The following is a 25,800-nucleotide window of genomic DNA, read 5'->3' as shown; positions in this document are numbered from 1 at the left end:
ACACATTCAACGGAGACCTCCCCATGCTCGACCGCCGCACCCTGATCGCCACGCTGGCCGCGACATCCGCCCTCGCCGGCGTGCGCGCGCCCGCGCGCGCCATGCTTGCCAGCCCACCCTCGGGCGAAGGCGCCAGGCTCACCGCGATCTACGACCGCTTTTACGACCGCATGGTCGATGAGAGTCCGGAATTCGCGACCGCGCTCGGGCTCGACAAGGACGCCCGCCTGCCGCTCAAGGCGAAGCTCGACGACCGCTCGCCGGCGGGTATCAAGCGGAGCCACCAGCTCTATCGCGACGGCCTTGCCGAACTGAAAAAGATCGATGCGTCAAAGCTTTCGGGCATGGACCTCGTAAATTATGAGACCTTTCGCGGCCCGTGGGAATATTTCGTCAAGGCCTATGACACGTTCGACTACGGCCTCCACAGCTGGCCCGAACCGCATCCGGTGACGCAATTGAGCGGCACCTACCGCTCGATCCCCGATTTCCTGATCAACCAGCACAGCATCGCGAACCCCGCCGATGCCGAGGCCTATCTCGCGCGCTGCGCCGATTTTGCGGTACAGCTCGATAACGAAACGGGCCGCATCAAGGCCGATCATGCCGCGGGTGTCATCCCGCCCGATTTCGTCATCGACCGCACGCTCGGCCAGTTCGACCGCATCTGGGCCCCCGCCCCCGATGCCAACGGGCTGACGAAGAATCTTGCCGCGAAGACGAAGGATATCCCCGGCGACTGGGCGACGCGCTGCGCCGCAATCGTCGAAGGCAAAATCTATCCCGCGATGCGCCGTCAGGCCGAGGAACTCCGCGCCGCGCGCCCGCGCGCGACGCACGACGCCGGCGTATGGCGCCTGCCCAAGGGCGACGAATATTATGCCTATGCGCTGCGCTATGCGACAACGACCGGCATGTCGGCCGAGGAAGTGCACAAGCTCGGGCTCGACCGTGTCGCCGATTTGAGCGCGCAGGCCGACGCGATCTTCAAGGCGCAGGGCATGACCAAGGGCACGGTCGCCGAACGCATGCGCGCGCTCGGCAAGGATCCGCGCTTCCTCTATCCGAACACCGACGAGGGCAAGGCGAAGCTGATCGCCGAACTCAACGCCCAGATGCAGGCGATCCAGGCGCGCCTTCCCGAAGCGTTCGGGCGCCTGCCCAAGGCGAAGGTCGAGATCCGCCGCGTCCCTGCGGATATCGAGGATGGCGCGACGGGCGGCTATTACCAGATACCCGCGCTCGACGGCTCGCGCCCCGGCGCTTACTATATCAACCTGCGCGACACCGCCGAAAACCCGAGCTGGACGCTGCCGACGCTTACCTATCACGAAGCGTCGCCGGGCCATCATCACCAGATCGCGCTCGCACAGGAAGCCGAAGGAATTCCGCGCCTTCGCCGGCTTCCCGCTTACTCGGTCTACACCGAGGGCTGGGGTCTCTATGCCGAACAGCTCGCCGACGAGATGGGCGTCTATGAAAAGGATCCGTGGGGCCGCCTCGGCTATCTGCAGAGCTATATGTTCCGCGCCGCGCGCCTCGTCGCCGACACCGGGCTCCATCATTATAAATGGACCCGCGAGAAGGCGATCCAATATTATAACGAGACGCTCGGAACCCCCGAACCGTCGAATATCACCGAAATCGAGCGCTATTGCGTGTGGCCCGGACAGGCGACGAGCTACATGGTCGGGCAGACGCGCTGGGTCGCGATCCGCGAAAAGGCGAAGGCGGCACTCGGCGACAAGTTCGACCTGCGCGCTTTCCACGACACCGCGCTGTCGGCGGGCGCGATGCCGATTTCGGTCCTCGAGTCGGTGATCGAGCGCTGGACCGCCGCGCAAAAGGCCTGACATATAACGAAGGCCCTTCGCCTGCTTATTGGCGGGCGCAGGGCCTTTGCTGCGGCGCGTCGACAAAAGCGCATTTTCTCAACCAACGTTCTTGCGAATGAATATCAATATCCCTAACGACGCCGTCTAGTTGAGACTGAGTCGCAAAAGGGGAATGATATGAAGCTCGTCCGGACGCTCGCCATGGCCAGCGCCGCCACCCTCGCCTTCACGGCCGCCGCCGCGCGCGCCGGCGAAGCCGTCGAGGCTGCCGAAACCGCCGATGCGGAAGCGAGCGCGGGCGAGGATGTCATCGTCGTCACCGGCTATACCGGGACGAAGACCGATACCGCGCTGGCGGAACTGCCCCAGCCGATCAAGGTCATCACGTCCGAACAATATGAGGCACAGGGCGCGATCAGCATCAGCGACACGGTGAAATATGCCGCGGGTGTCCTCGCCAATCCCTATGGCCGCGACACGCGCGTCGACGGCTTCAACGTCCGCGGCCTCGACGCGCTGCAGTTCCGCGACGGCATGCGCGACATCTTCAGCTACTACGCCTCGATCACATCGGACCCGTATAATTTCTCGCGCGTCGAGATCGTGCGCGGCCCGGCCTCGGTGCTGTTCGGTCAGGGTTCGATCGGCGGCCTCGTCAATCTCGTCAGCAAGACCCCCGACTTCACCACGCGCGGCGAAATCAATCTCGTTTATGGCAGCTATGACCGCAAGGAAGTGCTCGGCGACGTTAACCTCGCGCTCGCCGACAATCTCGCGGTCCGCTTCGTCGGCCGCGCGCGCGACGCCGACACCTATGTCGACCATGTCCCCGACGACCGCGTGATGTTCGCGCCCTCAATCCGCTGGCAGCCGACCCCCGATACCGATGTCGTGCTTACCGGTCTCTACCAGGAGGACGACACCGGCTCGACATCGCAATTCCTGCCGATCGTGGGGACCTTCCGGCCCAACACGGTCGCCGGCGCGCAGCTCGATCGCTACACTTTCGTCGGCAAGGCCGGCTGGGACCGCTATAACGGCCGCTCGCTGCAGGGTGGCGGGTCGATCACGCACCGTTTCTCGGACAATGTGAAGCTCAGCCTCAAGGCGCGCTATATCGACAGCGACCTCGAATATAACACCCACTACGCGGACAGCTATACGAACCCGCAGGATCCCTTCTCGGTCTATGGCACCAACGGCCGCACGATCGCGCTGATCGCTGACGCCAGCGACGCGCGGATGAATGTCTTTTCGACCGACAATAATCTCCAGTTCGATTTCGCCACCGGCGCCAACATCGAGCACAAGCTGCTCGTCGGCATCGATTACAGCTGGAACAAGGTGCAGAAACGGTACGCTGGCGGCTTCGAACTCGTCGACCTGTACGACATCGATTATGACGCGCTGCTGACTTACGACCCGAGCGGCCCCTTCACCAAGGAAAGCCAGAAGCAGCTCGGCGTCTATGTCCAGGACCAGATCCGCTTCTTCGACCGCGTCTCGGTCGTGCTCGGCGCACGCCGCGACCGCGTCACCGGATCGTCGGGGCAGAAGGACAATGCCACGACCTTCCGTGCCGGCATCATCGGCGAGATCGGCGCGGGTTTCTCGCCCTTCTTCAGCTATACCGAGAGCTTCCTGCCGGTCGCCGGCCGCATCGACAATGGCGACGGCACCTTCGGCGACCCCTACCGGCCGCAGACCGGCACGCAGTACGAAGCCGGGGTAAAGTGGCAGCCGACGCCGAACACGCTCGTCACCGCCACCGCGTTCAAGATCAAGGAACGCAACCGCGTCCTCTATCTCTCCGCGGGCGGCACGACCCAATCGGGCGAGCTCAACACCAAGGGTTTCGAGATCGAGGCGAGCCACACGCTGCCCGGCAATTTCGAGCTGCTCGCCAATTACGGCTATTCGAAGCTCAAGTCCGAAACCAACACCAGCCTCGACTATATGCCGCGCCACACCGCGTCGCTCTGGTCGACCAAGACCTTCGGCCTTCCCGAGGATGCGCAGTTGCGCCTTGGCGGCGGCGTCGTCTACAGCGGCAAGAGCGTGTCGACGAGCCCGGTGTGGTCGATCGTCACCCCCTCGCGCACCACGGTCGATGCGCTGGCGGAAATCACCTGGAACAACCTGCGCTTCGCGCTCAACGCTACGAACCTGCTCAACAACAAATATTACGCATCGTGCCTCGCGCGCGGCGACTGCTTCGTCGGCGCCCCGCGCAACGTGATGGGCACGATCGGCTATCGCTTCTGATCGGACAGCCGTCGCGCACACGCGCGGCGGCTATTCGGCCTTCGCTTTCCTGAGCTGCGCCATTTCGACCCGGTCGCGGCCGTTCGCCTTGGCGCGGAGCAGCGCGGCGTCGGCGGTGCGCACGAGCCGGTCGAAACTGCAATGGACCGGCGCGACCGCGATCCCGACCGACACGCTGATTGCATCGAGATCCTTGCCGCCATGGCCGATCTCGAGCGCCGCGATGCGCGAACGAATATCCTGCGCGCGGTCTTCGGCCTGTTCGGGCGACAGCGTTGGCAGCAGCACGAGAAATTCTTCCCCGCCATAACGGAAGGCGAGCCCCGTCTCGCGCGTCACATTGGCCAGCACCTGACCGACCGCGCGCAGCACGGCGTCGCCGGCCTCATGCCCATGCACATCGTTGAAGCGCTTGAAATGGTCGACGTCGATCATCAGGCAACCGAGCGGTTCGCCCAAGCGTCCGGCCTGCGCGATCTGCGTCTCGAGCACATGCCCAAGCTGCCGCCGGTTGGCGAGCCCGGTCAGCGAATCCGCCATCGCCATTTCGCGCAGCGTGTCGCGAAGCTGCAGATTGGCGATCGCCAGCCCGATATTCTCTGCCAGCATGTCGAAATAGATCAGCTGCGCAGTGCTGCGCGGCGCCTCACCCGTGGGCATTTCGAAATAGAGCAGGCCCAGCGTCTCGCGCTGCGCGGTTAGCGGCAGGCAGAGCGTGTCGGCAGCGTGCCCGGCATCGCGATCGATATGGTCGCAAGGAACGTCGACATTGTCGCCGGCCGGGCGATGGCGCAGGCCGCGTCGCAACGCCCAGCAGGATATCGGCGAAAACTGGCTCGCGGACCGAACCGGCCCTAGCCAGCTCCCCGCCTCGACCACAAGGTTGCGCTGTTTGTCGAGCAGGTAGAGCCGCCCCGGCAGCCCGGGCGCGATTTCAGGGACGAAGCGCTGGACGACTTCCTGCAGGTCGTGGAGCGTATCGCATCCCTGCATCCGCTGCGTCATCCGCGACAGCAGGTCGCGCATCGTCCGGTCGGCATCGCGCTCGGCCTCCAGCCGCTGTCGTTCGAGCCCGTTTTCGCGGAAGATGCGGATCGCCTGCGCCATGTCGCCGATCTCGTCGATCTGGTTGAATTCGGGCGGCTCGGCGGCATAATCCTGCACCGCCAGCCGGTTGACGACATCGCTGAGTTTGACCACCGGATGGAGCACGCGCTGCTTGAAGACGAAATAGAGGACGCAGAGCACGAGCAGCGCGGTCAGCGCCAGCGCGACTTCGGATACCCGCTTCCACAGCTGCGAAATCTCGGTCGCATCGGCGACCTGCGCCGCGATCCGGCTGTCGAGCCGATCCTGGAAACGCTGGACATCGAGCTCGGCGCGGTCGAGCTGCCGCTCATATTCGGCACCGAACAGGATTTGCCGCGCGGCGGCAACATCGCCGCTCTCATAGGCCTTGAGCGCGGTCTCCTGCTCGTCGTGAAGCGTATCGGCAAGCGCGATGGCCTCCTTGAGCGCGCCGAGCTCGCTGGCGGTTGCGCCCGCATTACCGACATGCCGGATACGGTCCTCGACCGCCTTCAACGCCGCGACCTCGCTGCGATAGGCGGCTAGATAGGTCGGATCATCGGTGTTGACGAATTGTCGCGCGCGATCGCTGAGAGCATAGATTTCATTGCCCAGTTCGGACGTCGCGCGATCGAGCGTATAGCGCTGCTCCACCGCGGCGCGCTCGCGATCCTGCGCGTTCGATGCAAAGATCATCGTCGTGCTCGACACGATCGTCAGCACGACGGTCGCCCCATAGGCCCAGTTGGTGATTGTCGCGAGACGCATCTTCTTGTCCTGAATGGAAAAATATGGGCCGTTTAAACTTCGCCCGTGGGAAAGCCCTAGTGTGCCGCAATCGAGGAGGCCAGTTCGCTTTTGAAGCGAGCAGGATTTCGCGCCGTCATCTGCGCGCTACGCGACACCGCGCGGGCCGATCGGCCGACCATCGTTCGCATCGCCCTCCGCTTGCTCGCGCGGCGCGAGCACGCGGGCCCGCAGCACCTCCCAATCGTCGAAACGCCAGAAGCTCGGGCTATCGCGACCGACGATCCGCGGATGTTCGGCCGACGGGGCGATCGCACGGTCGACGGGTTCGATCTCGGCCAATGTTTCGCAATCGAAAAAGGCGCGAACGACGACCTCCTCGTCCGCCTTGCCCGCGCTTCCGACGACCACGCCCAGTTCGCCGGTGGAAAGGCGGACCAGCGTCCCAATGGCATAGATGCCAAGGCTGTCGGCGAAGCGGTCGAGCAGCACCGGATCGAAATGCCCCTCCCATTGCTTCATCGCGGTCAACGCTTCGCAGGGCGTCCATGCGCGCTTATAAGGGCGGTTCGACGTCACCGCGTCATAGACGTCGCAAATCGCCCCCATACGCGCCGCGAGCGAAAGCTCCTCGCCTTTCAGCCCGCCGGGGTAGCCTGTGCCATCGATCTTTTCATGGTGCCGCAGGCAGAGTTCGAGCGCGAGATCGGGCGCGCCCGGCGAACTCGCGAGCAGGCGATGCCCGGCCACCGGATGCGAACGGACCAGGCGAAGCTCCGCCTTCGACAGCGCCCCGGGCTTGTTCAATATCGCGTCGGAAACCGCGACCTTGCCGACATCGTGCAGCAGGCCCGCTACGCCTAGATCCTCGACCTGCTGCGCATCCAGCTCCAGATGGCGGGCAAAATTGATCATCAGCGCGCACACCGCGACCGAGTGGAGATAGGTATATTCGTCCTTCTCCTTCAGCCGGACGAGATTGATCAGCGCCCTGGCGTCGCGCTCGATCGAGGCGCCGATCGCGCTCGCCAGCCGGACCATCCGGCGAACGCCGACGGCGCGGCCGAGCCGGGCGCCGTCGAACATGTCGACCACGGCGCCGCGCGTCCGGTCGATTGTCCGCTGCGCCCGGCGGCATTCGCCGGAATAGCCTGCGCGCCGGCGCGGCGCGTCGCACGCTGGCGAGGGCGGCGGCGTAAAGGTCGTGGCGGCTCGGAACGGCATCGCATTGCCCCGTGGCCGTTCGGCCACGGGCGGCCGCCCGCTTCCGGGCTCCGCTGCCTTTTCCGCCGCTGGCCGCCCATCGGACAGCCCAACCCCACGCTCGTCGTCGATGATGATCCCGTCGATGCCCGAATTGCGGATCCGATCGAGCTGCTCCTGTGATTCGACGTTGAAATAACGACGCCAGAACGGGTGATCGAACCACGACCCGTCAAAGGCGTGGACGAACATCCCGATTTCGACGTCTTTCAACTCAATTCGAACAAGCATCTCCGGTCCCGTAGCGATCGCGCGACTCCCACGAGTCCAGCTACGGCCAGAGACGCTCCATATTAAGTTTACGCGCGCCGCGCGCGGACCGGGCGGCTTGTCAATGACATCGCAGGGAGCTATGCGCGCAGCCAGCCAAACCCTGCCCACACCCTGAATCGGAAAGGAAAGACCATGCGAACCGCTGTCCACACAACCCGCATCCCAACTTTCCACCGTCATCAGGAACCTGTGACATGGGCTATTTGCTTGCAGGCGGCGTCGCCAGCCTGATCCTTTCGTTCCGTCCCGACACCGTCGGCACGAGCATCTTTTTCCTTACCGAAACCCACGCGCGGGTCGCGCCCCTTTCCGGCGAGATTCGACATGCGTGCTGATATGTTCAAGGTCATCGTCGAACGCCCGCGCTGGGGTTCGCGCCACGCCCCGCCCGTCAAACTGAAGAGGAGCGATCCCGGCATCCATTCGATCGGCCACAAGCGTCATGCCAAGATCGACGCCCGCTATTACAAGAGCCTCAACGAAAATCTTGCTCCGCTGCTCCGCTTCCTGCGAAGCCGGTGCGGTCGCCGCTGGGACGATGTCTTCAGCGAGATATGTGCCGGCCTCGACACCGGCAGCACGGTGAAGATGCACGTCCGCCAGCATCTTGAGGATTTCGTCGCAGCGCGCATCTCGATCGGGCGCGAGGGCGAATGGATCGCCGATGGCGAGATCATGACCGTCCGCACTTCGCGGGGCTGGCGCCGATGGCGCTTCTTCGTCGATCCCGATGACGGCATCCTGCGTGACGCCGCCGAACTGGCGCGGCGCCTGCCCCTCGCCAACCGTGCCGCGAAAGGGGGCGGCCGATGAACGACACCCCTATCCACCTGATCGGCGCCGATCCGCGCCTGTTCGATCCGGTCGCGCTCGACCAGCTCGAACGCACCGCCGCGATGCCCGGCATCGCGCGCGTCGTCGGCCTTCCCGATCTCCACGCCGGTCGCGGTATCGCGGTCGGCGCAGCCTTCTGGTCGCCGGCGCACCTCTATCCGCACCTTGTCGGCAGCGACATCGGCTGCGGCATGGCGCTGTGGCAGACGGACGGCGCGCTGCGCAAATTTCGCCTCGATGCCGCCGAGCGCAAGCTTCACGGGCTCGATGGTCCGTGGAACGGCGATACGGCGGCGATGCTCGACGCGGCGGGCCTCCCCGCCGATCTCGCCGACGCGTCGCTCGGCACGATCGGCGGCGGCAACCATTTCGTCGAGCTGCAACGGATCGAGGAGGTCGTCGATGCCGACCGCTTCGCCGCGCTCGACCTGTGCAAGGACCGCGTCTGGATGATGGTACACAGCGGTTCGCGGGGGCTCGGGCAGGCGATCCTTGACGCATGGACCGCGCGCGGCGCCGTCGCCGGGCTCGAAGCCGACAGCGCGGACGGCCACGCCTATCTGGCGGAGCATGATCGCGCGATGCGCTGGGCCGTCGTCAACCGCCGGGTGATCGCCGCCCGTTTCCTTGCCGCGCTCGATCTCGATGGCCGCTGCCTGCTCGACATCTGTCACAACAGCGTCACGCCGCACGCGGGCGGCTGGCTCCACCGCAAGGGCGCCGCCCCCGCCGACCGGGGGCTTGTCGCGATCCCCGGATCGCGCGGCGACTTCAGCTATCTGGTCGAACCGCTTGCCGACCGCGCGGACGCGGCGCTCCACTCGCTCGCGCATGGCGCGGGCCGCAAATGGAGCCGCAGCGACGCCCGCGCCCGCCTGTCGGCCCGCTTCCGTGTCGCCGATCTTGAACGTACCGCGCTCGGCAGCCGCGTGATCTGCGAGGACAGGCAACTGATCTTCGAAGAAGCACCGCAGGCGTACAAGGATATCGCACGTGTCGTTGCCGATCTCAAACAGGCTGGCCTCGTCCGTGTCGTCGCGCGACTCCGTCCGCTGATCAGCTACAAGACAAGGCGGACATGACCGACATCATCCTCCACCTGTCGTCGGGCGGCGGCCCCGCCGAATGCCGCTGGGTTGTCGCGCGCCTTGCCCGCGCCTTCGTCCGCGAAGCGCGCGATTGCGACATCCTGTGCGAACCGCTCGAGCCGATCGGCGACGATCCGGCATCGCTGCTGCTCCGCGTCTCTGGCACAGGCGCGGACGCCTTTGTCGACGACCGGTCGGGAACGATCCTCTGGACCGGACAAAGCCCTTTCCGCCCGGCGCACAAGCGCAAGAACTGGTTCGTCGGTGTATCCCGCGTCGAGACGACCGACGACGCCGGCGACCTTCGCGAGACCGACATCGACTATCAGGCGATGCGCGCGAGCGGCCCGGGCGGGCAGCATATCAACAAGACCGACAGCGCCGTCCGCGCCACACATCGCCCGACGGGACTTGTCGCGGTGTCGCAGGAACAGCGTTCGCAGCATGCGAACCGCAAGGTCGCGCGGCTGAAGCTCGCGCTGCTCCTCGCCGAGCGCGCCGAAACGGCCGAGGGCGAAGCGCGACGCGCGGCTTGGGACCGCAATCAGGGTCTTGAACGCGGGAATGCGGTGCGGACTTATAGCGGCACCGATTTCCACCTGAAAAAGCGATGATCGCGTCGGTGGCGATCAGTCGCCCGCGAAATCGAACGCGCTCACCCCGCGCTCGCCGTCGCGGAAACGCAGCGGACGACCGAGCGGCGGCATCGAGCGCTGGACACAGCCGGTGCGCGTGCAGCGCCTGCAGCCGAGGCCGATCGGCGTCGCGGGCGAGCGCATCAGGTCGAGTCCGCGTGCGGCGATCAACGGCGCGGCGACCTTCGCATCGACCCCGACGCACACCGCAAAGCGCGCGGGCGTGCCGCTTCCCGTCGATCCCGGCGCCGCGACGCTGCGGCTCTGGGTGAACCAGCGCGACCCGTCTTCGAGTTCGACCAGGTCGGCGACGACCTCGCCGGGCCGCGCGAACGCCTCATGCACGCCCCAAAGCGGACAACGCGCATCGCCGTCGACCAGCGGCGACTGGCTCGCTCCGGCGTAACGCTTGCTCCCCTGCCCCGCGCGGTCGACCCGCAGCATGAAAAAGGGCAGCCCGCGCGCGCCGACGCGCTGCAGCGTCGTCAGCCGGTGCGCGACCTGCTCATAGCCCGCGCCGAAGCGCCGCTGGAGCAGCAGCAGATCATATCCCGTCGCGTCGCAGGCGCGGAGGAAACGGCTGTACGGCATCATCAGCGCCGCCGCGAAATAGTGGATTAGATGACGCTCGAACAGCCGCGCGGCGGCGGGCTCGGCGAATTCGGCGCCCAAGACCAGCGCATCGATCTCGCCCTTCGCCTCGACCTGCGCGAGCGTCGCCGCCGCCTGAAAGGTGCGCGAGGCAGGGCGCAGCAATTCGTTCAGCATCAGCTGCCGCGCGTGCCAGTCGAGCCAGCGCAGGCGGTCGGGCATCACGTCCGACGGCAATATCCGGATGCCGAGCTGGTGCCGTGTCCGCAGCCGCTCGGAAATCGTGCCATAGAGGTCGCCCCCCGCAAGCCGTAGTTCGTCGGCCAGTTCCTCGGCGCGTGCGTCGAGATCGGGGAAATGGTTGCGCCATTTCTCGATCGCGCGGCGCACCGCGGCAACTTCGGGCGCGTCGCCTTCACCTTCCGAACGCCCCTCGGGCGCCGCGTCGAACAGTCGCGCAAAGGCCGCGGCGGTCGCCGGGGCGGTCTGAAGCCACTCTTCGACCTCCTGCGTGCCGATCCCCAGATCGGCGAAACGCGGATCGGCCAGCCGCCGCCGCAGCCCCGCCAGCCCGCCCGGCAGTTCCTCGGCGCCCAGCTTCGCCGCATCGAAACCGAAGCGTTCGGCCAGTTTGACGATGACGGTCGCCGACAAGGGCCGCTGCCCGTGCTCGATCAGGTTGAGATAGCTCGGCGAGATATCGAGCGCCTCGGCCATCGCGGCCTGCGTCATCCCCGCCTCGCGGCGCACCTTGCGTACCGCCGGCCCTGCAAACACCCGCCGCTCTGCCATTTTGTAACTTTCTTTACTAATTTACACGCATTTTTACACCTATCGGCCATATTTCACAAATATTATTGACAAAGCTTTTCACTTTCGGCCCGTCCGGCGTCAGTTTGACCCCATCACCTCTCCACGCCCCGCCGGGGCAGAGCCAAGGACAAGACGATGGGCTACCAAGAAGACATGGCGCAGGCAGGCCGCCTCATCCGCGATTATGACGGCACATGGGATGGCATCAGCGGCGAAAGCATCGCCCGCATGCGCGCGCAGAACAAGTTCCGCACCGGTCTCGACGTCGCCCGCTACACCGCGCGCATCATGCGCGCCGACATGGCCGCCTATGACGCCGACCCCGCGAACTACACCCAGTCGCTTGGCTGCTGGCACGGCTTCATCGCGCAGCAGAAGATGATCTCGATCAAGAAGCATTTCGGCACCGTCAAGGGCCGCTACATCTACCTCTCGGGCTGGATGATCGCCGCGCTGCGCAGCGAATTCGGGCCGCTGCCCGACCAGTCGATGCACGAAAAGACCAGCGTTCCGGCGCTGATCGAGGAAATCTACACCTTCCTCCGCCAGGCCGACGCGCGCGAACTCGGCGGCCTGTTCCGCGAACTCGACGCTGCGCGCGCCGAAGGCGACGAACTCAAGGCCAAGCAGGTCCAGGCCGCGATCGACAATCATGAAACGCACGTCGTGCCGATCATCGCCGACATCGACGCGGGCTTCGGCAATGCCGAGGCGACCTATCTGCTCGCCAAAAAGATGATCGAGGCCGGCGCCTGCGCGCTCCAGATCGAAAATCAGGTCTCGGACGAAAAGCAGTGCGGCCACCAGGACGGCAAGGTCACCGTGCCGCACGAGGACTTCATCGCGAAGATCCGCGCCTGCCGCTACGCCTTCATGGAACTCGGCGTCGAGGACGGCATCATCGTGACGCGCACCGACAGCCTCGGCGCGGGCCTGACCAAGCAGATCGCCTTCTCGAAGGAAGCCGGCGACCTTGGCGACCAGTATAACAGCTTCCTCGATTGCGAAGAGGTCGAAGGCGCGGGCAACCCCGGCGACGTCCTGATCAACCGCGACGGCAAGCTGATGCGCCCGAAGCGCCTGCCCTCGAACCTCTATCAGTTCCGTTCGGGAACCGGCGAGGATCGCTGCGTGATGGACTGTATCGCGAGCCTGCAGAACGGCGCCGACCTCTTGTGGATCGAGACCGAAAAGCCGCACATCGAACAGATCGCCGGCATGGTCGACCGCATCCGCGAAGTCGTCCCCAACGCGAAGCTCGCGTACAATAATTCGCCGAGCTTCAACTGGACGCTCAACTTCCGCCAGCAGGTGTTCGACGCTTGGGCCGCAGAGGGCAAGGACGTCAACGCCTATGACCGCGCCAAGCTGATGAGCGCCGATTATGACGCGACACCGCTGGGCGAAGAAGCCGATAACCGCATCCGCACCTTCCAGCGCGATGCGGCGAAGCGGGCGGGCATTTTCCACCACCTGATCACGCTGCCGACCTATCACACCGCGGCGCTCAGCACCGACAATCTCGCCAAGGAATATTTCGGCGACGAAGCGATGCTGGGTTACGTCAAGGGCGTCCAGCGCGCCGAGATCCGCCAGGGCATCGCCTGCGTGAAGCACCAGAATATGTCGGGCAGCGACATCGGCGACGATCACAAGGAATATTTCGCCGGCGAAGCGGCGCTCAAGGCTGCGGGCAAGGACAACACGATGAACCAGTTCGCCGCGTAAAAAGTTAGACGCGGGGGCCCGTTGCAACCCCCGCGTCGCCCATCTTGGCGCGGGGCTCGCGACCCGCCCCGCGCCTCCCGAGCTTTCCTGGGGAGGAAAGCCTGTCCGTCGGAAGCCCTTGCGCTTCCGGCGGACATTTTTATTGCGGCAGCGCCGCTTCCTCGTCGCGCGTCTTGACCAGCGACCAGATGATCCCGCCTGCGATCAGCGCGACCGTCACGCCGAGGCTGACCAAGGGCGGGAATTTGTCGCCGCCGAGGATGAAATCGGCGACGAAGATCTTCGACCCGATGAACACCAGCACCAGCGCGAGCGCATATTTGAGGTAGTGGAAGCGGTGGACCATCGCCGACAGCGCGAAGTAGAGCGCGCGAAGGCCAAGGATCGCCATGATATTCGACGTATAGACGATGAAGGTGTCAGTCGTGATCGCGAAGATCGCCGGCACGCTGTCGACCGCGAACACCAGGTCCGCGAGATTGATCACGACGAGCGCAAGGAACAGCGGCGTCGCGGCAGGCACGATCTTGCCGGTCTTGCTGTCCGGCACGCGCACGAAGAATTTCTCGCCATGCAATTCGTCGGTGATCGGCATCCGGCGCGACAGCCATTTGACGACCGGATTGCCCTTCACATCCATCGGCTTTTCGCTCGCGAACAGCATCTTCACGCCGGTGAAGATGAGGAACGCGGCGAAGATATAGAGCACCCAGCCATATTCGGTGACGAGCGCCGCGCCGCCCGCGATCATGATACCGCGCAGCACGATCACCGCGACAATGCCCCACAAAAGCGCGCGATACTGGTAGCGCGGCGGGATCGCGAAGGTCGTGAAAATCAGCGAAATCACGAAGATATTGTCGATCGACAACGCCTTCTCGATGAAGAAGCCGGTATAATATTGCAGCCCCGCCTCGCCGCCCTTCGCGGCCCAGACCCATGCGCCGAACGCCATCGCGATACCGATATAGAGCGCCGAGAGCTTCAGGCTCTCGCCGATCCCCATCTCCTTGTTTTCCTTGTTGAGGATGCCAAGGTCGAAGGCGGTGAGCGCGATCACCAGCGTGATGAACGAAAGCCAGAACCAGGCCGGGGTACCCAGCCAGTCGGCGAACAGAAATTCCATGATCTTGTCCCTGGATATGCCGGGGGCGCCGCCTTTCGGCAGCGCCCTCGATCGTCATTATTTGGGGATTAGCGGGCGAGTGCCAGACGCAACGACGGCCGGAGCGTCAGCGCCGCGAGCCGTTCCTTGACCGCGAGCTTCAGCGTCTTCAGCCGCAGCAGGCGAAACGGATCGGCGCCGCGCCGGCGCGCCTCGCGCCGCTCGGCATCGTCGAGCTGGCGGTGGAGCTGGGTCAGGCGATAGAAATTGGGATTGAACGTCATCGAAAAGGGCCTCCTGATTGAAATCAAGCAGGTGACGCCGATGCTGTTACCCTCAAAACAGGGGGGAGAAAGGGCCGCAAGCATCGGTGTCACCCGATGCGGTCCGACATCACGTGGCGGGATATGTCCCGCCGACGCCAGAGGGGCCCGGCCCGCATGACTCTTATGTAGGAAGCGCGTCCGCCGCTTGCAAGTCCCCCCGCCCCGCGCCACGCTGTGTGTCATGGAGGAGCAACCCATGAGCGTCACCATCGCAAAGGACGGACCCGTCACGATCGTCACGATCGATCGCCCGGCCAAGCGCAACGCGGTCGATCCGCTCACCGCGCTCGCGCTCCGCGAAGCCTTCGCGGCGTTCGCGAAAGATGCCGAAGCGCGCGTCGCGATCCTGACCGGCAGTTCGGGCCATTTCTGTGCGGGCTTCGACCTCGGCGCGGTCGGAGCCTCGCGCTACGACCCGGGCGGCCCGGGCCCGATGGGGCCGACGCGGATGCTGCTCGAAAAGCCCGTGATCGCCGCGGTCGAGGGGCATGCGGTCGCGGGCGGGCTCGAACTCGCGCTCTGGTGCGACCTCCGCGTCGCCGCCGCCAGCGCGATCTTCGGCGTCTATTGCCGCCGCTGGGGCGTGCCGCTGATCGACGGCGGCACCGTGCGCCTGCCGCGCATCGTCGGGCAAGGCCGCGCGCTCGACATGATCCTGACCGGTCGCCCCGTCACCGCCGACGAAGCGCAGCGCATCGGCCTCGCCGACCGCGTCGTACCTGACGGCACCGCGCTCGCCGCCGCGATCGAACTCGCGAAGCAGATTGCAGCCTTCCCGCAAATCTGCATGAACAGCGACCGCCTCAGCGCCTACCGCCAGTGGGATTTCGATATCGAGAACGCGCTGTCGCACGAAGCGCACGCCGGCGTCGTCCCCTTGCGCGAGGGCGCTGCGGCGGGCGCAAAACGCTTCACCGACGGCACCGGCCGCGGCGGCAGCTTCGACGCCTTCAAGGGGGAATGACGAGAGCGATACGGATTGCCGGGCACGGCTCATGTCCGCATCGCAAAATGGACAAAGCGGCCCCCGGGGCAAGCCGGGAGCCGAAGTGGGAGCTCATCGTCGGCGCGCAGGTCCGCAACCTTGCAAGCCGCACGGGGGCGTTCCGGCCTGATCGCGATGTTAACGCGACGCTACGCCCGGCGGAGAAACCGACCGCGATCAATCGATGCGATTGAAGTGCGTCGTTTCCAGTTTTTGAAGCTTGTTGCTGGACCAGACAATCGTTTCGGTCATGGATTTCTGATCCTTGGCGACCGTATAGACGCGCGTCGCAACCCGCGCGCCCGCCTTTCCGAGCGTCATGACCAACGTGTCCGGCGCCGGCTGCCGCAGGGCGACGCTATCGATGAAATCCAGATTGCCGGTGACGGGTACCGGGACGCCATCGAGCGCGGCGGTCGATTCCGAATGTCTGGTGGAGCCGTCGGGCCCGACGATTTCGACGCGCGTCGTCCATTTGCCGTCTTGCGATGGCTGGAAAATCATCGTCACGCGCTGCGGCCGTTGGTTTTCCGGCATCTGCGATGCGTCGAGCGACCAGCTTCCGGCGAGCGGCAGCTGCCGGGATGCGGCGCCGTGAACGGCGTTCGGTGCGTCGGCCTGGTCGACGGAAGGGGCGGCTGTGACCATCAATCCGGCGGCGGCCAGGGATATTGCAGTGAGCATGGCGATCATTCCTTTCGAACCGCGAACCCCAATGGTCGCGGTGTGCGCCAAGTCCTTCACGGTCGAGCGCTGCATCGAAAGATCGATATTTTCGTCACAAGTTTCTTGGAGGTCCAGGAGGCGCGCCAGTTCGCGGCTGCTGCCGACGCCCGTCTTGCGGCGAGCAGAGCGCAAACGCTCGTTGATCGAGGTTTCCGAGCGGCCCAGACGCGCGGCGATGGTCTTGACGGTGTGCCCGGCGACCAGCAGGCGCAAAACCTCCGTTTCCCGGTCGGTAAGGCATGTGGACAAGCCAGAAGCGGATTCATTGGCAGACATGTCTTTGCTCACCACAGCCCCACGCACAGGTCCATCCCAATTTATTTGGGAAATGGCGGCGGGTCCTGATCGAGCATCGGGATAGCGGAGCGCTGGAAATTCGTCGACACCTCGATCCATACGCCTCAGCGCAGCCCGCGCACCAGCGCTTCCACCGTCGTCCGTTTGAGTCGTTCGGGGTCGCCCCATCGAAACTCGGGGATTGCGATCAGATTATAGGCCACGCCCTGAATGCCGCAGAGCAGCGCGTCGCGGATGGCTTCGGGATCGCCGGGGCCCACCTCGCCGCGCTGCTGCGCCTCCACAACCGCATCCTGAAGGATCGCGACCAATCGCAGCGCAAGCACATTTTCGACGAAATAGGGCGCGTCCGAATCCTGCACCCGGTCTTCGACAAGGAAGATCGCGCGATAATCCTCGGGCCGCTCAAGCCAGAAATCGATGTTGGTCAGGCATAGCGCGATCAGGCGCACGCCAGGCGCGCTCGCCGCATAGCTTTGCTCCATCGCGGCGACCAGATCGGCGAAAATCCCTTCCCATAGACAGTGGAGAAGCTGCCGCTTGTTCGGAAACAGCGTGTAAAGCGTCGAGGTCAGGCACTGCGCCCGCGCCGCCACCTTGCGCATCGAAACCCCGTCATAGCCCTCCGCCGCGAACAGGTCGCGCGCGGCAGCGACGATGCGCGCGCGGTTTGCGCCGATCTCCTCAGCGCTGCGTGGCGGACGTCCGCGCCGGACGGGATTTGACGACGACTCTTCCATGGACTTGCTTTTAACGAACGCGTTCGATTAAATGCAAGCGTCAAATGCATGAAGGAATCGAGATGAGCGCTTCGGATCAACGCCACGACGTCATCATAATCGGCGCCGGCCTGTCGGGGCTCAAAGCCGCGCTCGAACTCAAGGAAGCGGGAAAGAGCGTCCTCCTGCTCGAAGCGCGCGACCGCGTCGGCGGCCGATCGATGCCGGGAACGATCTGCGGCCAGACCGTCGATTTCGGCGGTCAGTGGGTCGGGCCGCAGCAAACGCGCCTTCTCGCACAGGCCCAGGAACTCGGCGTCGCGACCTGCCCGCAATATGTGAAGGGGCTCAGCGTGATGAGCCGCGGCGGACGGCTGAGCAGCTACGCAGCGACGCCGAAGCTCCCGGTGACGGCCCTCCTCGAACTGGGGATGATCGACCGCCGCTGGCGGCGCGACACCGCCGCCCTGCCCGCCGACGCCCCCTGGTGCGCGCCGCGCGCGCGCGAATGGGACGCGCAGTCGCTGGCCGGCTGGATTGCGGGCAACGTCCGCACGGCCGGCGCACGCGACTTCGTCCGCACAGTGTCGCTGGCGCTCGCCTGCATCGACCCGGCGGAGATTTCCTACCTATCCTTCCTGACTTACCTGCGTGGCGGCCAGGGGCTGAAGACGATGATCGGCGTCGAAGGCGGGGCGCAGCAGGACAAGTTCGTCGGCGGCGCATGGCAGATCCCGAAACGGATCGCGGATCGGCTGGCAGGCTGCATCGAGCTGGACGCGCCCGTCACCGCTATCGAGCAGGACGATAACGCGGTTCGCGTCACCAGCGCGCGCGGCACATTCGGTGCCGACCATCTCATCATCGCGATCCCGCCGATCCTCGCATCGCGCATTCATTTCACCCCCGCCCTGCCCGCCCGCCGTGCGGCCCTGTTGCAGCGCATGCCGATGGGTGCGGTGATCAAGATACATGTCGCCTATGATGCGCCCTTCTGGCGACGCCGCGGGCTGAACGGCTCCGCAGTCGGCACCGACCGCACGCTCGCGACAGCCTTCGATCAGTCGCTCAGCGACGACGGGATCGGCGTGCTCGTCGGCCTTATCGAGGGCGCACATGCCGTTGCCATGAGCAGCCTCGCCCCCGAGGCACGGCGCGAAGCGGTCATCGCCGATCTCGTCCATTATTTCGGCGATGAGGCCGCGCGGCCGACCGCCTATGTCGATCAGGACTGGCAGTCCGAGCTATGGTCGCTCGGCGGCTATGCCGCCTATATGCCGCCGGGGGTCATGACGGGTTACGGCGACACGCTCCGCGCGTCCTGCGGGCGCATCCACTGGGCCGGCACCGAAACCGCGGATGAATTTGCCGGCTATCTCGAAGGCGCGTTACAGGCGGGTGTGCGCGCCGCCGCGGCGGTCCGGCGAGAGACCGCCTGAAGCCCCGCCCTAGCCCTTGGGCATCAGCTTCATCGTCATCGCCGTCAGCGCCTCGGTCGCGGTCGAGATCACCACCGGGGCATCGGGCGCCCAGAAGGGCGAATGCAGGCTGGGCAAGGTGCGGCCGTCCTTCTTCGCGGCGTCATATTCGGCCTGCGGCACCCCGCCGACCCAGACGATCAGGCTTTTCACATCCTTGTTTTCGTCGCGCGAATAGCGGCTGAAATCCTCGCCGCCCATCACCGGCGGCATTTTTACGACGCGATCGCTGCCGAAACTGGTCGTCAGATAGGCCGCCATTTCCTCCGTAAAATCGACCGTATTGAAGGTCGCGGGCGTATATTCGTCCTTCTGCACCGACACGACGGGCATCCGGTCCTCGGGCACGCCCGCCGCAATCGCCTCACCCTTGGCAATCCGCGCGATGCCGTCGAGCAGATGGTCGCGCACTTCGTCGGTGTAGCTGCGCACCGTCAACTGCAGCCGCGCCTCGTCCGAAATGATGTTATGCTTGGCGCCCGCATGGAAGCTCCCGACCGTGACCACCGCGCTGTCGAGCGGGCTGATCTCGCGCGATACGAGCGTCTGGAGCGCGCCGACGATGCGGCTCGCCAGCACGATCGGGTCTTTCGTCGTCTGCGGATAGGCACCGTGCCCGCCAACGCCCTTCACATGGATGTCGACGCTGTCGACATTGGCGAGCGCATAGCCCGGCGTATAGCCGATCTTGCCCGCGGGGAACTGCGCCGCGTCGTGGAAAGCCAGCGCATATTGGGGCTTCGGAAAGCGCGTATAGAGCCCGTCCGCCAGCATCATCCGCGCGCCCGCGCCGCGTTCCTCAGCGGGCTGGCCGATCATCACCAGCGTGCCCGACCATTTCGCCTTGTTCGCCGCCATCAGCCGCGCGACGCCGATCCAGGCGGTCATATGCGTATCGTGGCCGCACGCGTGCATCACGCCGGTTTCGACGCCTTCCTTCGTGGTCACGCGAACCTTCGACGCCCCGGGAAGCCCCGTCTGCTCGGTCACGGGCAGCCCGTCCATGTCGGCGCGCACCATCACGACCGGGCCGGGGCCATTCTCCATCACCGCGACGACACCCGTGCCGCCGACCTTTTCGGTCACCTTGAAACCCAGCTTACGCGCCTCGGCAGCAAGGATGCCTGCCGAGCGCACCTCCATGAAGCTCAGTTCGGGGTTGGCGTGCAGATCCTTGTAGATCGCCATCAGCGACGGCATCTGCTTTTCGACCTCGCCGCGCAGCGTCTGCGCCGACGCCGGCATCGCCAAGGCAAGCGCAGCCGCGCCGGTCCACAAGATACGCATCATCATTCCCCTGTTTGTCTTTAGGTCAGCCCGCCGGGACCAGTTCGATCACGTCGAGCAGCGATTCATAGGCCGGCGCGGGCAGCACCAGCCGCCAGCGATTGTCGCCGATCCGTTCGACCAGCCCCGCCATGTCGCGCAGGCGGTCGCTGCCATAGTTGACCGCCATCTTCTCGTCGCCGAGTTCGAGCGTGCCGAGGAAGACCTGCCGCTTCAGATTGTCGGGGAAGATCAGCCCGACGGGCCGCTGCGACCCGGTCAGCTTGGTCAGGCTCGACAATCCCTGTTCGGGTGCGACGCGGCAGCGGAACCAGCTGTAACCGACATAGGCCAGCGTGCTGCGCCCCTTCGTCCCGACCTTGACCGTCCGGCACCGATAGTCGCCCGCGGGCAGGTGCGGATTGGGTAGCGCCGCCATCGGCTGCAACAGCACGCCTTCGCGGTCGATATCGGCGCCGAACCCCTTGGCGCGCGCGTTGGCCAGCGCGGTCTGCCAGCTGCTGTACCAGCCGCGAATGCGTTCCTTGTCGGCGTCGGTCGCCGTCGCGCGCCAGGTGCCCGTCGCGTCCGCCGGCGCATCGGCAGAAGACGGCGGAACCGCCGGCACGGTCTTGCAAGCGCTCAGAGTGACGCCGAGCGCCACCGCCAAAACCCAGATGGTGCGACCCATGATTCTCCGCTTCTCCCCGGTCCCTCGATGGTTAACCTTAGGGGGGCGAAGGAGATTGCTCAAGGGCGGAGCGGATCAGGCGGCCGTCCAGCCGCCATCGACGCTGAGGTTCGCGCCGGTGATGTTCGCCGCTTCGTCGCGCGTCAGGAACGACGCGACCGCCGCGACCTGTTCGACCGTGACGAACTGCTTGGTCGGCTGCCCCGCGAGCAGCACGTCGTTGATCACCTGCTCGCGCGTCATGCCGCGCGCCTTCATCGTGTCGGGAATCTGGTTCTCGACCAGCGGCGTCCAGACATAGCCGGGGCTGATGCAATTGACCGTGATCCCGGCGTCGGCAACCTCGAGCGCGACGGTCTTGGTAAGCCCTGCCAGCCCGTGCTTCGCGGTGACATAGGCCGATTTGAACGGCGAGGCGACGAGCGAATGCGCCGACGCGGTCGCGATGATGCGCCCCCATTTCTTTTTGCGCATGCCGGGCACCGCGTGACGGATCGTGTGGAAGGCCGCGGTCAGATTGAGCGCGATGATCATGTCCCATTTTTCGGGCGGGAAATCCTCGACCGGCGACACGAACTGCATGCCCGCATTGTTGACGAGGATGTCGACCCCGCCGAAATCCTTGTCGGCGCGCTGGAACATCGCCTCGATCTGGTCGGGCTTGGTCAGGTCGGCACCGTCATAGGCGGCCTTGCCGCCGCTCGCCGCCTCCAGCGCCTTGCGCTCGGTCTCGATCGCATCGGCATCGCCGAAGCCGTTGATGATGATATTCGCGCCGTCGGCCGCGAGGCTTTTCGCGATGCCAAGCCCGATGCCCGACGTCGATCCGGTGACGAGGGCGGTCTTTCCTTTAAGGCGCATGTCTGGGGTCCTTTCGGTGGGGGAGAGTGTATCAGGAAACGTCGGGTTCGGCCTTTGGTCGCAATGCATTCGATTGCACGGCGAAACTGTCCGACCGGCCTTCGGCGATACTGTCGGCGAGCAGATGGCCGTCCTTCATCGCCGCTTCGACGGCGGCGCGGCCGAGCGCCCAATTGACCTCCATCGTCGATCGCGAAAATTCGAAATCGCGCGCGCCCGTCTGCCATGCCGGCGGCTCGTGGATCAGCTGGACGACGTTGAGCGCCTTGCAATCGACCATTTTGCGCACCGCCTTCACCTCGGGCAGCTCGGCAAATTCGTCGGGCAATTTCTGCAGCATCCGGTCGATCAGCCGATGCTCCTTGCGCCGCCGCACCAGCCCGTCCGAGATGCGCCGCGTGCGGCTCGAAAAGCGTATATCCTTTTCGCGCGACCAGGCCTCTTCCAGATCGTGCGGTCGCGGCCCGCGTGCGGGGAACAGGTCGACCTGGAACACCAGCATATCCTCGTTCGCGGCCTCGACGACATGTTCGAGCGGGGTGTTCGAGACGAGGCCGCCGTCCCAATACCAGGTTCCGTCGATCTCGACCGGCGGCAAGCCCGGCGGCAGCGCGCCCGAGGCAAGGATATGCCGCGCGTCGATCGTCTCGCAGGTCGTGTCGAAATAACGGAAATTCCCCGTCTCGACCGCCACCGCGCCAACCGACAGGCGCACCTTGCCCTTGTTCACCCGGTCCCAGTCGACGAGCCGGTCGAGCGTCGCGACCAGCGGGCTCGTATCGTAGAAGCTCACCGCCTCGGGCGTTTGCCGCTCGGCGAAGGCGGGCGGCGGGAAGCGCGGGACGAAGAAGCCGGGGACGCCGAACGCCATCACCTGCGCCGCCGCGCCCATATGCGTCCATTCGCGCGCCCAGTCATTGTCGGGCGTCGGCAGCGAGGGCAGCGCGGAGGAGACGCCGTCCCAGAAGGTGCGCAGCTTGCCCACCGCCTCGTCGCGCGGATTGCCCGCGATGATCGCGGCGTTGACCGCGCCGATCGAAATTCCTGCGACCCAGTCGAGTTCGATGCCGCGTTCGATCAGCGCCTCGTAAACCCCGGCCTGAAAGGCGCCGAGCGCGCCGCCGCCCTGTAGTACGAGGACGACGAGGTCAGGCAGCGGAAGGGCGGCACGGGCGGCGCGGCGGGGCATGGACTCGCGATCCTCGGGTTGGCGAACGCGCGTTTTGTGCACCGCAGCACGCGCCTTTGCAATGGCTTGTCCGCCGCGAACCCCCTTCCAATTGCCCGGCGCTGCTGTAACACTCCCGGCTACAGGACCCTTTGCCGCCGGAGAAAGCCCATGCGCCTCGACGATTATGATCCCGGAGACGATATTCGCGATCTCGGCCGCGGCGGCGGCGGGTTCGGCGGCGGAGGCGGAGGCGGCGGTCTCGGCGGATTGCTGATCGGCTTCCTGCCGATGCTCCTCGGCCGCAAGATGGGCTGCGGGACGATCCTGCTGATCGGCGCGGTCGCATTCTTCCTCCTCGGCCCCGGCGCGAACATGCTGAGCACGGGCGGCGGGACGAGCGATCCGATGGCCGACAGCCGCAGCGGCGCGAACGTCGCGTGCGATACCGATGCCGAACGCTTTGCCTGCAACGTCTTCGGCTCGACGCATCAGGTGTGGAGCGGCCTGATCAACGGCTATCAGAAGCCGACGCTCAATTTCTTCACCGACCGCAACCAGTCGGGCTGCGGCGCAGCGCAGGCGGCGATGGGCCCCTTCTATTGCCCCGCCGATCAGGGCGTCTACCTCGACACCGCCTTTTTCCGCGAGCTCGACCAGCGCTTCGGTGCCGCCGGCGACGCCGCGCAGGCCTATGTCGTCGCGCACGAAGTCGGCCACCATATCCAGACGATCAGCGGCATCTCGAATCAGGTTCGCCAGGCGCAGGGGCGCAGTTCGCAGGCCGAGGGCAATGCGCTGCAGGTCCGCATGGAATTGCAGGCCGATTGCTACGCCGGCGTCTGGGCAGCGCGCGCGAAGAACAGCGCGGGCCAGCCGGTGATGGAGCCGGGCGACATGGAAGAAGCGATGCGCGCCGCCAACGCGATCGGCGACGACACGCTGATGAGCTCGGCGGGGCAGCGCCCCGTCCCCGAAAGCTTCACGCACGGGACGAGCGAACAGCGCATGACCTGGCTTCGCCGCGGCCTGCAAACGGGGGATCCACGCCAGTGCAACGCTTTCGATACCGCCATCTGAGCGCTGCGATCGCGGCAAGTCTTTTGGCGGCATCGCCGGCGTCGGCCGAAACGCTCTATATCCAGGCGGGGCGGCTGATCGACGGCGTCTCGAACGCGGTGCGCACCGGCCAGTGCATCACCGTCGAGGCCGAACATATCAAAGCGGTCGCCCCGTGCGGCAAGGCACCCGACGGCGCGACGCTGGTCGACTGGTCGGGCTTCACCGTGCTGCCCGGGTTGATCGACCTCCACACCCACCTCGCCGACCTTGGCCAGAGCGCCGACCTCGCCGCGCCGATGAAGGCGTCGCCCGCCGAAACCGCACTCGTCGGCGCGCGCAACGCGCGCGTGACGCTCGATGCGGGCTTCACGAGCGTGCGCGACGTCGGCACCTATCGCGGGCTCACCGACGTGACGCTGCGCAATGCGATCGACCGCGGCGACGTGCCGGGACCGCGCATGTGGGTCGCGGGCGCCTATCTCACCATTCCGAAGGGCGGCGGTGAACTCAACGGCGTCGTCCCGAACGAACAATTGCCCGCCGACATGCGCCTCGGCGTCGCTGCGACGCCCGAGGAAGCCGCGGCGAAGACGACGTACCTGCTCGATCATGGCGCCGACTTCATCAAGACGATCGCGACCGGCGCGGTGCTGGCGATCGGCACCGAACCCGGCGCCCCCGAAATGACGGTCGACCAGCTCCGCGCGGTGGTGAAGGTGGCCCATGCCCGCGGCAAGAAAGTCACCGCGCACGCGCATGGCGCCATCGGCATCCAGAATGCGATCAACGCCGGGGTCGACAGCATCGAACATGCCAGCCTCGCCGACGAGGCGACGCTGCAACTCGCGAAAAAGCACGGCACCTGGCTTGCGATGGATATCTATAACGGCACCTATATCGACGATATCGGCACTAAAGAGGGCTGGCCCGAGGAATATCTGCGCAAGAATCGCGAAACGACCGATGCGCAGCGCGCCGCCTTTCGCCGCGCCGTCGAACTTGGCGTGAACATCGGTTACGCCACCGACGCGGGCGTCTATCCGCACGGTCTCAACGCGCGCCAGTTCCGCAACATGGTCAAATACGGGATGACGCCGATGCAGGCGATCCAGTCGGCAACCGGGCGTGCTTCGGAAGAGATGGGCCGCGGCGACGTCGGTGCGATCCTGCCCGGCCGCTATGCCGATTTCGTCGCGGTAAAGGCCGACCCGCTCGCCGACATCACCGTCCTCGAAAAGATCGACCATGTGATGAAGGGCGGCACGCTCGTCCGATGATCGCCGCGCTTCTGGCCCTGCTGCTTCAGGCGGGACAGCCCGCATCGGGCAGCGCGGTGGACGACATCGGCGAGCGGATATGTACCGCGAGTGCAAAGGGCACGCGCCAGGCGCGCGTCGACGTCAGCGTCGAGCCGGACGCCGACGGCGAGGCATCGCTGCTGAACGTCGGCTGGTCGCCGCCAAGATTATCGCGCCCGGCAACATCGCGGCCCGATATCGAAGCGCCCCGGCTGACGCTCTATTATGCCTATGCCGAGGCTGACAATATCGACGAGATCAGCGACGCGCTGGGCGATGCGTCGAGTATCGCCGCACCCGACGGCACTTGGGACGATATGGCGCTCGCGGTCCGCATCGATCGGGGCGAGACCTGGTATGTCGCGCTCGACACGCTCGAACTCGACGCCGACCAGCGCTTCGGCGCGCCCCGCACCGTCACCCCGCCCCGCGACGCCCGCGCGGCCTGGCTCAGCGACGGCAATACCGATGTCGACGTTTACGAAACGCTGGAAACGGCACGAACGCTGACGCTTTCGGTCGTCAATCGCGCGGGGCATCCGGTGTCGCAGGCGGGCTATGATCTCTCGGCGACCGCCGAACGCGACCGCCTGTTCCGGAGCGCATGGAAAAAGGCGCATGCGATGGCGCGAAAGACCCTGCAATGCCCGAAGGTCGACGACGAATAGCTGCCGTCCG

General features: G+C 65.7%; 23 protein-coding genes. 12 read left to right on the top strand and 11 right to left on the bottom strand.

Annotated elements, in window-relative coordinates; translation table 11 throughout:
- The first annotated feature begins 23 nt into the window (after window positions 1–23).
- Together VGU00_RS07840 and VGU00_RS07835 are read left to right on the top strand one after the other, a co-directional pair.
- Window positions 24–1,853 carry a DUF885 domain-containing protein gene (locus VGU00_RS07840; RefSeq protein ID WP_327467179.1) on the top strand — a complete coding sequence of 610 codons (1,830 nt, stop codon included), beginning with the start codon at window positions 24–26 and terminating at the stop codon, window positions 1,851–1,853.
- A 159-nt stretch (window positions 1,854–2,012) separates the two neighbouring features.
- Entirely contained in the window at window positions 2,013–4,100 is a 2,088-nt protein-coding gene (locus tag VGU00_RS07835) for a TonB-dependent siderophore receptor (RefSeq protein ID WP_327467178.1), read from the top strand.
- Window positions 4,101–4,130: 30 nt separating this feature from the next.
- Here the strand turns inward: VGU00_RS07835 and VGU00_RS07830 are convergent, their stop codons facing one another.
- Together VGU00_RS07830 and VGU00_RS07825 are read right to left on the bottom strand one after the other, a co-directional pair.
- Window positions 4,131–5,936 carry a diguanylate cyclase gene (locus VGU00_RS07830; protein ID WP_327467176.1) on the bottom strand — a complete coding sequence of 602 codons (1,806 nt, stop codon included), beginning with the start codon at window positions 5,934–5,936 and terminating at the stop codon, window positions 4,131–4,133.
- A gap of 126 nt (window positions 5,937–6,062) precedes the next feature.
- Window positions 6,063–7,391, bottom strand: a complete 1,329-nt coding sequence (locus VGU00_RS07825; RefSeq protein WP_327467174.1) for an HD-GYP domain-containing protein — start codon at window positions 7,389–7,391, stop codon at window positions 6,063–6,065.
- Between the two features lie 254 nt (window positions 7,392–7,645).
- Between VGU00_RS07825 and VGU00_RS07820 the strand changes: the two genes are divergently transcribed.
- Genes VGU00_RS07820 through prfH form a run of 4 tightly spaced genes read left to right on the top strand, consistent with a single transcriptional unit; the run spans window position 7,646 to window position 9,987 of the window.
- Window positions 7,646–7,786 carry a hypothetical protein gene (locus VGU00_RS07820; protein ID WP_327467172.1) on the top strand — a complete coding sequence of 47 codons (141 nt, stop codon included), beginning with the start codon at window positions 7,646–7,648 and terminating at the stop codon, window positions 7,784–7,786.
- On the top strand, window positions 7,776–8,264 hold the full coding sequence (locus VGU00_RS07815; RefSeq protein WP_327467170.1) for a hypothetical protein: 489 nt from the start codon (window positions 7,776–7,778) through the stop codon (window positions 8,262–8,264). The genes VGU00_RS07820 and VGU00_RS07815 overlap by 11 nt, the downstream gene beginning before the upstream one ends.
- Complete coding sequence (locus VGU00_RS07810) at window positions 8,261–9,367, top strand: RNA ligase RtcB family protein (protein WP_327467168.1); 1,107 nt, start codon at window positions 8,261–8,263, stop codon at window positions 9,365–9,367. Before VGU00_RS07815 ends, VGU00_RS07810 begins: the two co-directional genes overlap by 4 nt.
- On the top strand, window positions 9,364–9,987 hold the full coding sequence (gene prfH / locus VGU00_RS07805) for a peptide chain release factor H (RefSeq protein WP_327467166.1): 624 nt from the start codon (window positions 9,364–9,366) through the stop codon (window positions 9,985–9,987). Before VGU00_RS07810 ends, prfH begins: the two co-directional genes overlap by 4 nt.
- 15 nt (window positions 9,988–10,002) lie before the next feature.
- Here prfH and VGU00_RS07800 read toward each other — a convergent pair whose 3' ends face one another.
- Window positions 10,003–11,391 (bottom strand): helix-turn-helix domain-containing protein, encoded by a 1,389-nt coding sequence (locus VGU00_RS07800; RefSeq protein ID WP_327467164.1) that lies wholly within the window; start codon window positions 11,389–11,391, stop codon window positions 10,003–10,005.
- Between the two features lie 156 nt (window positions 11,392–11,547).
- Between VGU00_RS07800 and VGU00_RS07795 the strand changes: the two genes are divergently transcribed.
- Complete coding sequence (locus VGU00_RS07795; RefSeq protein WP_327467162.1) at window positions 11,548–13,140, top strand: isocitrate lyase; 1,593 nt, start codon at window positions 11,548–11,550, stop codon at window positions 13,138–13,140.
- 139 nt (window positions 13,141–13,279) lie between these two features.
- Here VGU00_RS07795 and VGU00_RS07790 read toward each other — a convergent pair whose 3' ends face one another.
- Window positions 13,280–14,266, bottom strand: coding sequence for a TerC family protein (locus VGU00_RS07790; protein WP_327467160.1), 987 nt, complete (start codon window positions 14,264–14,266; stop codon window positions 13,280–13,282).
- A 68-nt stretch (window positions 14,267–14,334) separates the two neighbouring features.
- Entirely contained in the window at window positions 14,335–14,529 is a 195-nt protein-coding gene (locus tag VGU00_RS07785) for a DUF465 domain-containing protein (RefSeq protein WP_327467159.1), read from the bottom strand.
- Between the two features lie 238 nt (window positions 14,530–14,767).
- Here VGU00_RS07785 and VGU00_RS07780 point away from each other — a divergent pair, with 238 nt between their 5' ends.
- Window positions 14,768–15,535, top strand: coding sequence for a crotonase/enoyl-CoA hydratase family protein (locus VGU00_RS07780; RefSeq protein WP_327467157.1), 768 nt, complete (start codon window positions 14,768–14,770; stop codon window positions 15,533–15,535).
- Between the two features lie 198 nt (window positions 15,536–15,733).
- On the opposite strand, the gene VGU00_RS07775 is transcribed toward VGU00_RS07780, so the two are convergent.
- Complete coding sequence (locus VGU00_RS07775) at window positions 15,734–16,558, bottom strand: helix-turn-helix transcriptional regulator (protein ID WP_327467155.1); 825 nt, start codon at window positions 16,556–16,558, stop codon at window positions 15,734–15,736.
- Between the two features lie 125 nt (window positions 16,559–16,683).
- Window positions 16,684–17,319, bottom strand: coding sequence for a TetR/AcrR family transcriptional regulator (locus VGU00_RS07770; RefSeq protein ID WP_327467153.1), 636 nt, complete (start codon window positions 17,317–17,319; stop codon window positions 16,684–16,686).
- A 62-nt stretch (window positions 17,320–17,381) separates the two neighbouring features.
- On the opposite strand from VGU00_RS07770, the gene VGU00_RS07765 reads away from it, so the two are divergent.
- Window positions 17,382–18,737, top strand: a complete 1,356-nt coding sequence (locus tag VGU00_RS07765) for a flavin monoamine oxidase family protein (RefSeq protein WP_327467151.1) — start codon at window positions 17,382–17,384, stop codon at window positions 18,735–18,737.
- A 9-nt stretch (window positions 18,738–18,746) separates the two neighbouring features.
- On the opposite strand, the gene VGU00_RS07760 is transcribed toward VGU00_RS07765, so the two are convergent.
- The 4 genes from VGU00_RS07760 to VGU00_RS07745 all read right to left on the bottom strand — a co-directional run bounded on the left by VGU00_RS07760 (window position 18,747) and on the right by VGU00_RS07745 (window position 22,783).
- Window positions 18,747–20,066 carry an amidohydrolase gene (locus VGU00_RS07760; RefSeq protein WP_327467462.1) on the bottom strand — a complete coding sequence of 440 codons (1,320 nt, stop codon included), beginning with the start codon at window positions 20,064–20,066 and terminating at the stop codon, window positions 18,747–18,749.
- Between the two features lie 22 nt (window positions 20,067–20,088).
- The gene (locus VGU00_RS07755; RefSeq protein ID WP_327467149.1) at window positions 20,089–20,733 is read right to left on the bottom strand and encodes a DUF4893 domain-containing protein; all 645 of its coding nucleotides are present in this window, start codon (window positions 20,731–20,733) and stop codon (window positions 20,089–20,091) included.
- 75 nt (window positions 20,734–20,808) lie between these two features.
- The gene (locus VGU00_RS07750; protein ID WP_327467147.1) at window positions 20,809–21,594 is read right to left on the bottom strand and encodes a 3-hydroxybutyrate dehydrogenase; all 786 of its coding nucleotides are present in this window, start codon (window positions 21,592–21,594) and stop codon (window positions 20,809–20,811) included.
- Between the two features lie 31 nt (window positions 21,595–21,625).
- The gene (locus VGU00_RS07745; RefSeq protein ID WP_327467145.1) at window positions 21,626–22,783 is read right to left on the bottom strand and encodes a patatin-like phospholipase family protein; all 1,158 of its coding nucleotides are present in this window, start codon (window positions 22,781–22,783) and stop codon (window positions 21,626–21,628) included.
- A gap of 150 nt (window positions 22,784–22,933) precedes the next feature.
- On the opposite strand from VGU00_RS07745, the gene ypfJ reads away from it, so the two are divergent.
- Genes ypfJ through VGU00_RS07730 form a run of 3 tightly spaced genes read left to right on the top strand, consistent with a single transcriptional unit; the run spans window position 22,934 to window position 25,790 of the window.
- The gene (gene ypfJ / locus VGU00_RS07740) at window positions 22,934–23,842 is read left to right on the top strand and encodes a KPN_02809 family neutral zinc metallopeptidase (protein WP_327467143.1); all 909 of its coding nucleotides are present in this window, start codon (window positions 22,934–22,936) and stop codon (window positions 23,840–23,842) included.
- Window positions 23,815–25,101: an amidohydrolase family protein gene (locus tag VGU00_RS07735; protein WP_327467141.1), complete on the top strand. Its 1,287-nt coding sequence runs from the start codon at window positions 23,815–23,817 to the stop codon at window positions 25,099–25,101. Before ypfJ ends, VGU00_RS07735 begins: the two co-directional genes overlap by 28 nt.
- Window positions 25,098–25,790 carry a hypothetical protein gene (locus VGU00_RS07730; RefSeq protein WP_327467139.1) on the top strand — a complete coding sequence of 231 codons (693 nt, stop codon included), beginning with the start codon at window positions 25,098–25,100 and terminating at the stop codon, window positions 25,788–25,790. The genes VGU00_RS07735 and VGU00_RS07730 overlap by 4 nt, the downstream gene beginning before the upstream one ends.
- Window positions 25,791–25,800 lie beyond the last annotated feature (10 nt).

It is taken from the genome of Sphingopyxis sp. (genome assembly GCF_035944815.1).
GTDB lineage: Bacteria > Pseudomonadota > Alphaproteobacteria > Sphingomonadales > Sphingomonadaceae > Sphingopyxis.
The sequence above is the reverse complement of the archived record's forward strand: the minus strand, read 5'-3'. Positions and strand labels throughout refer to the sequence as shown.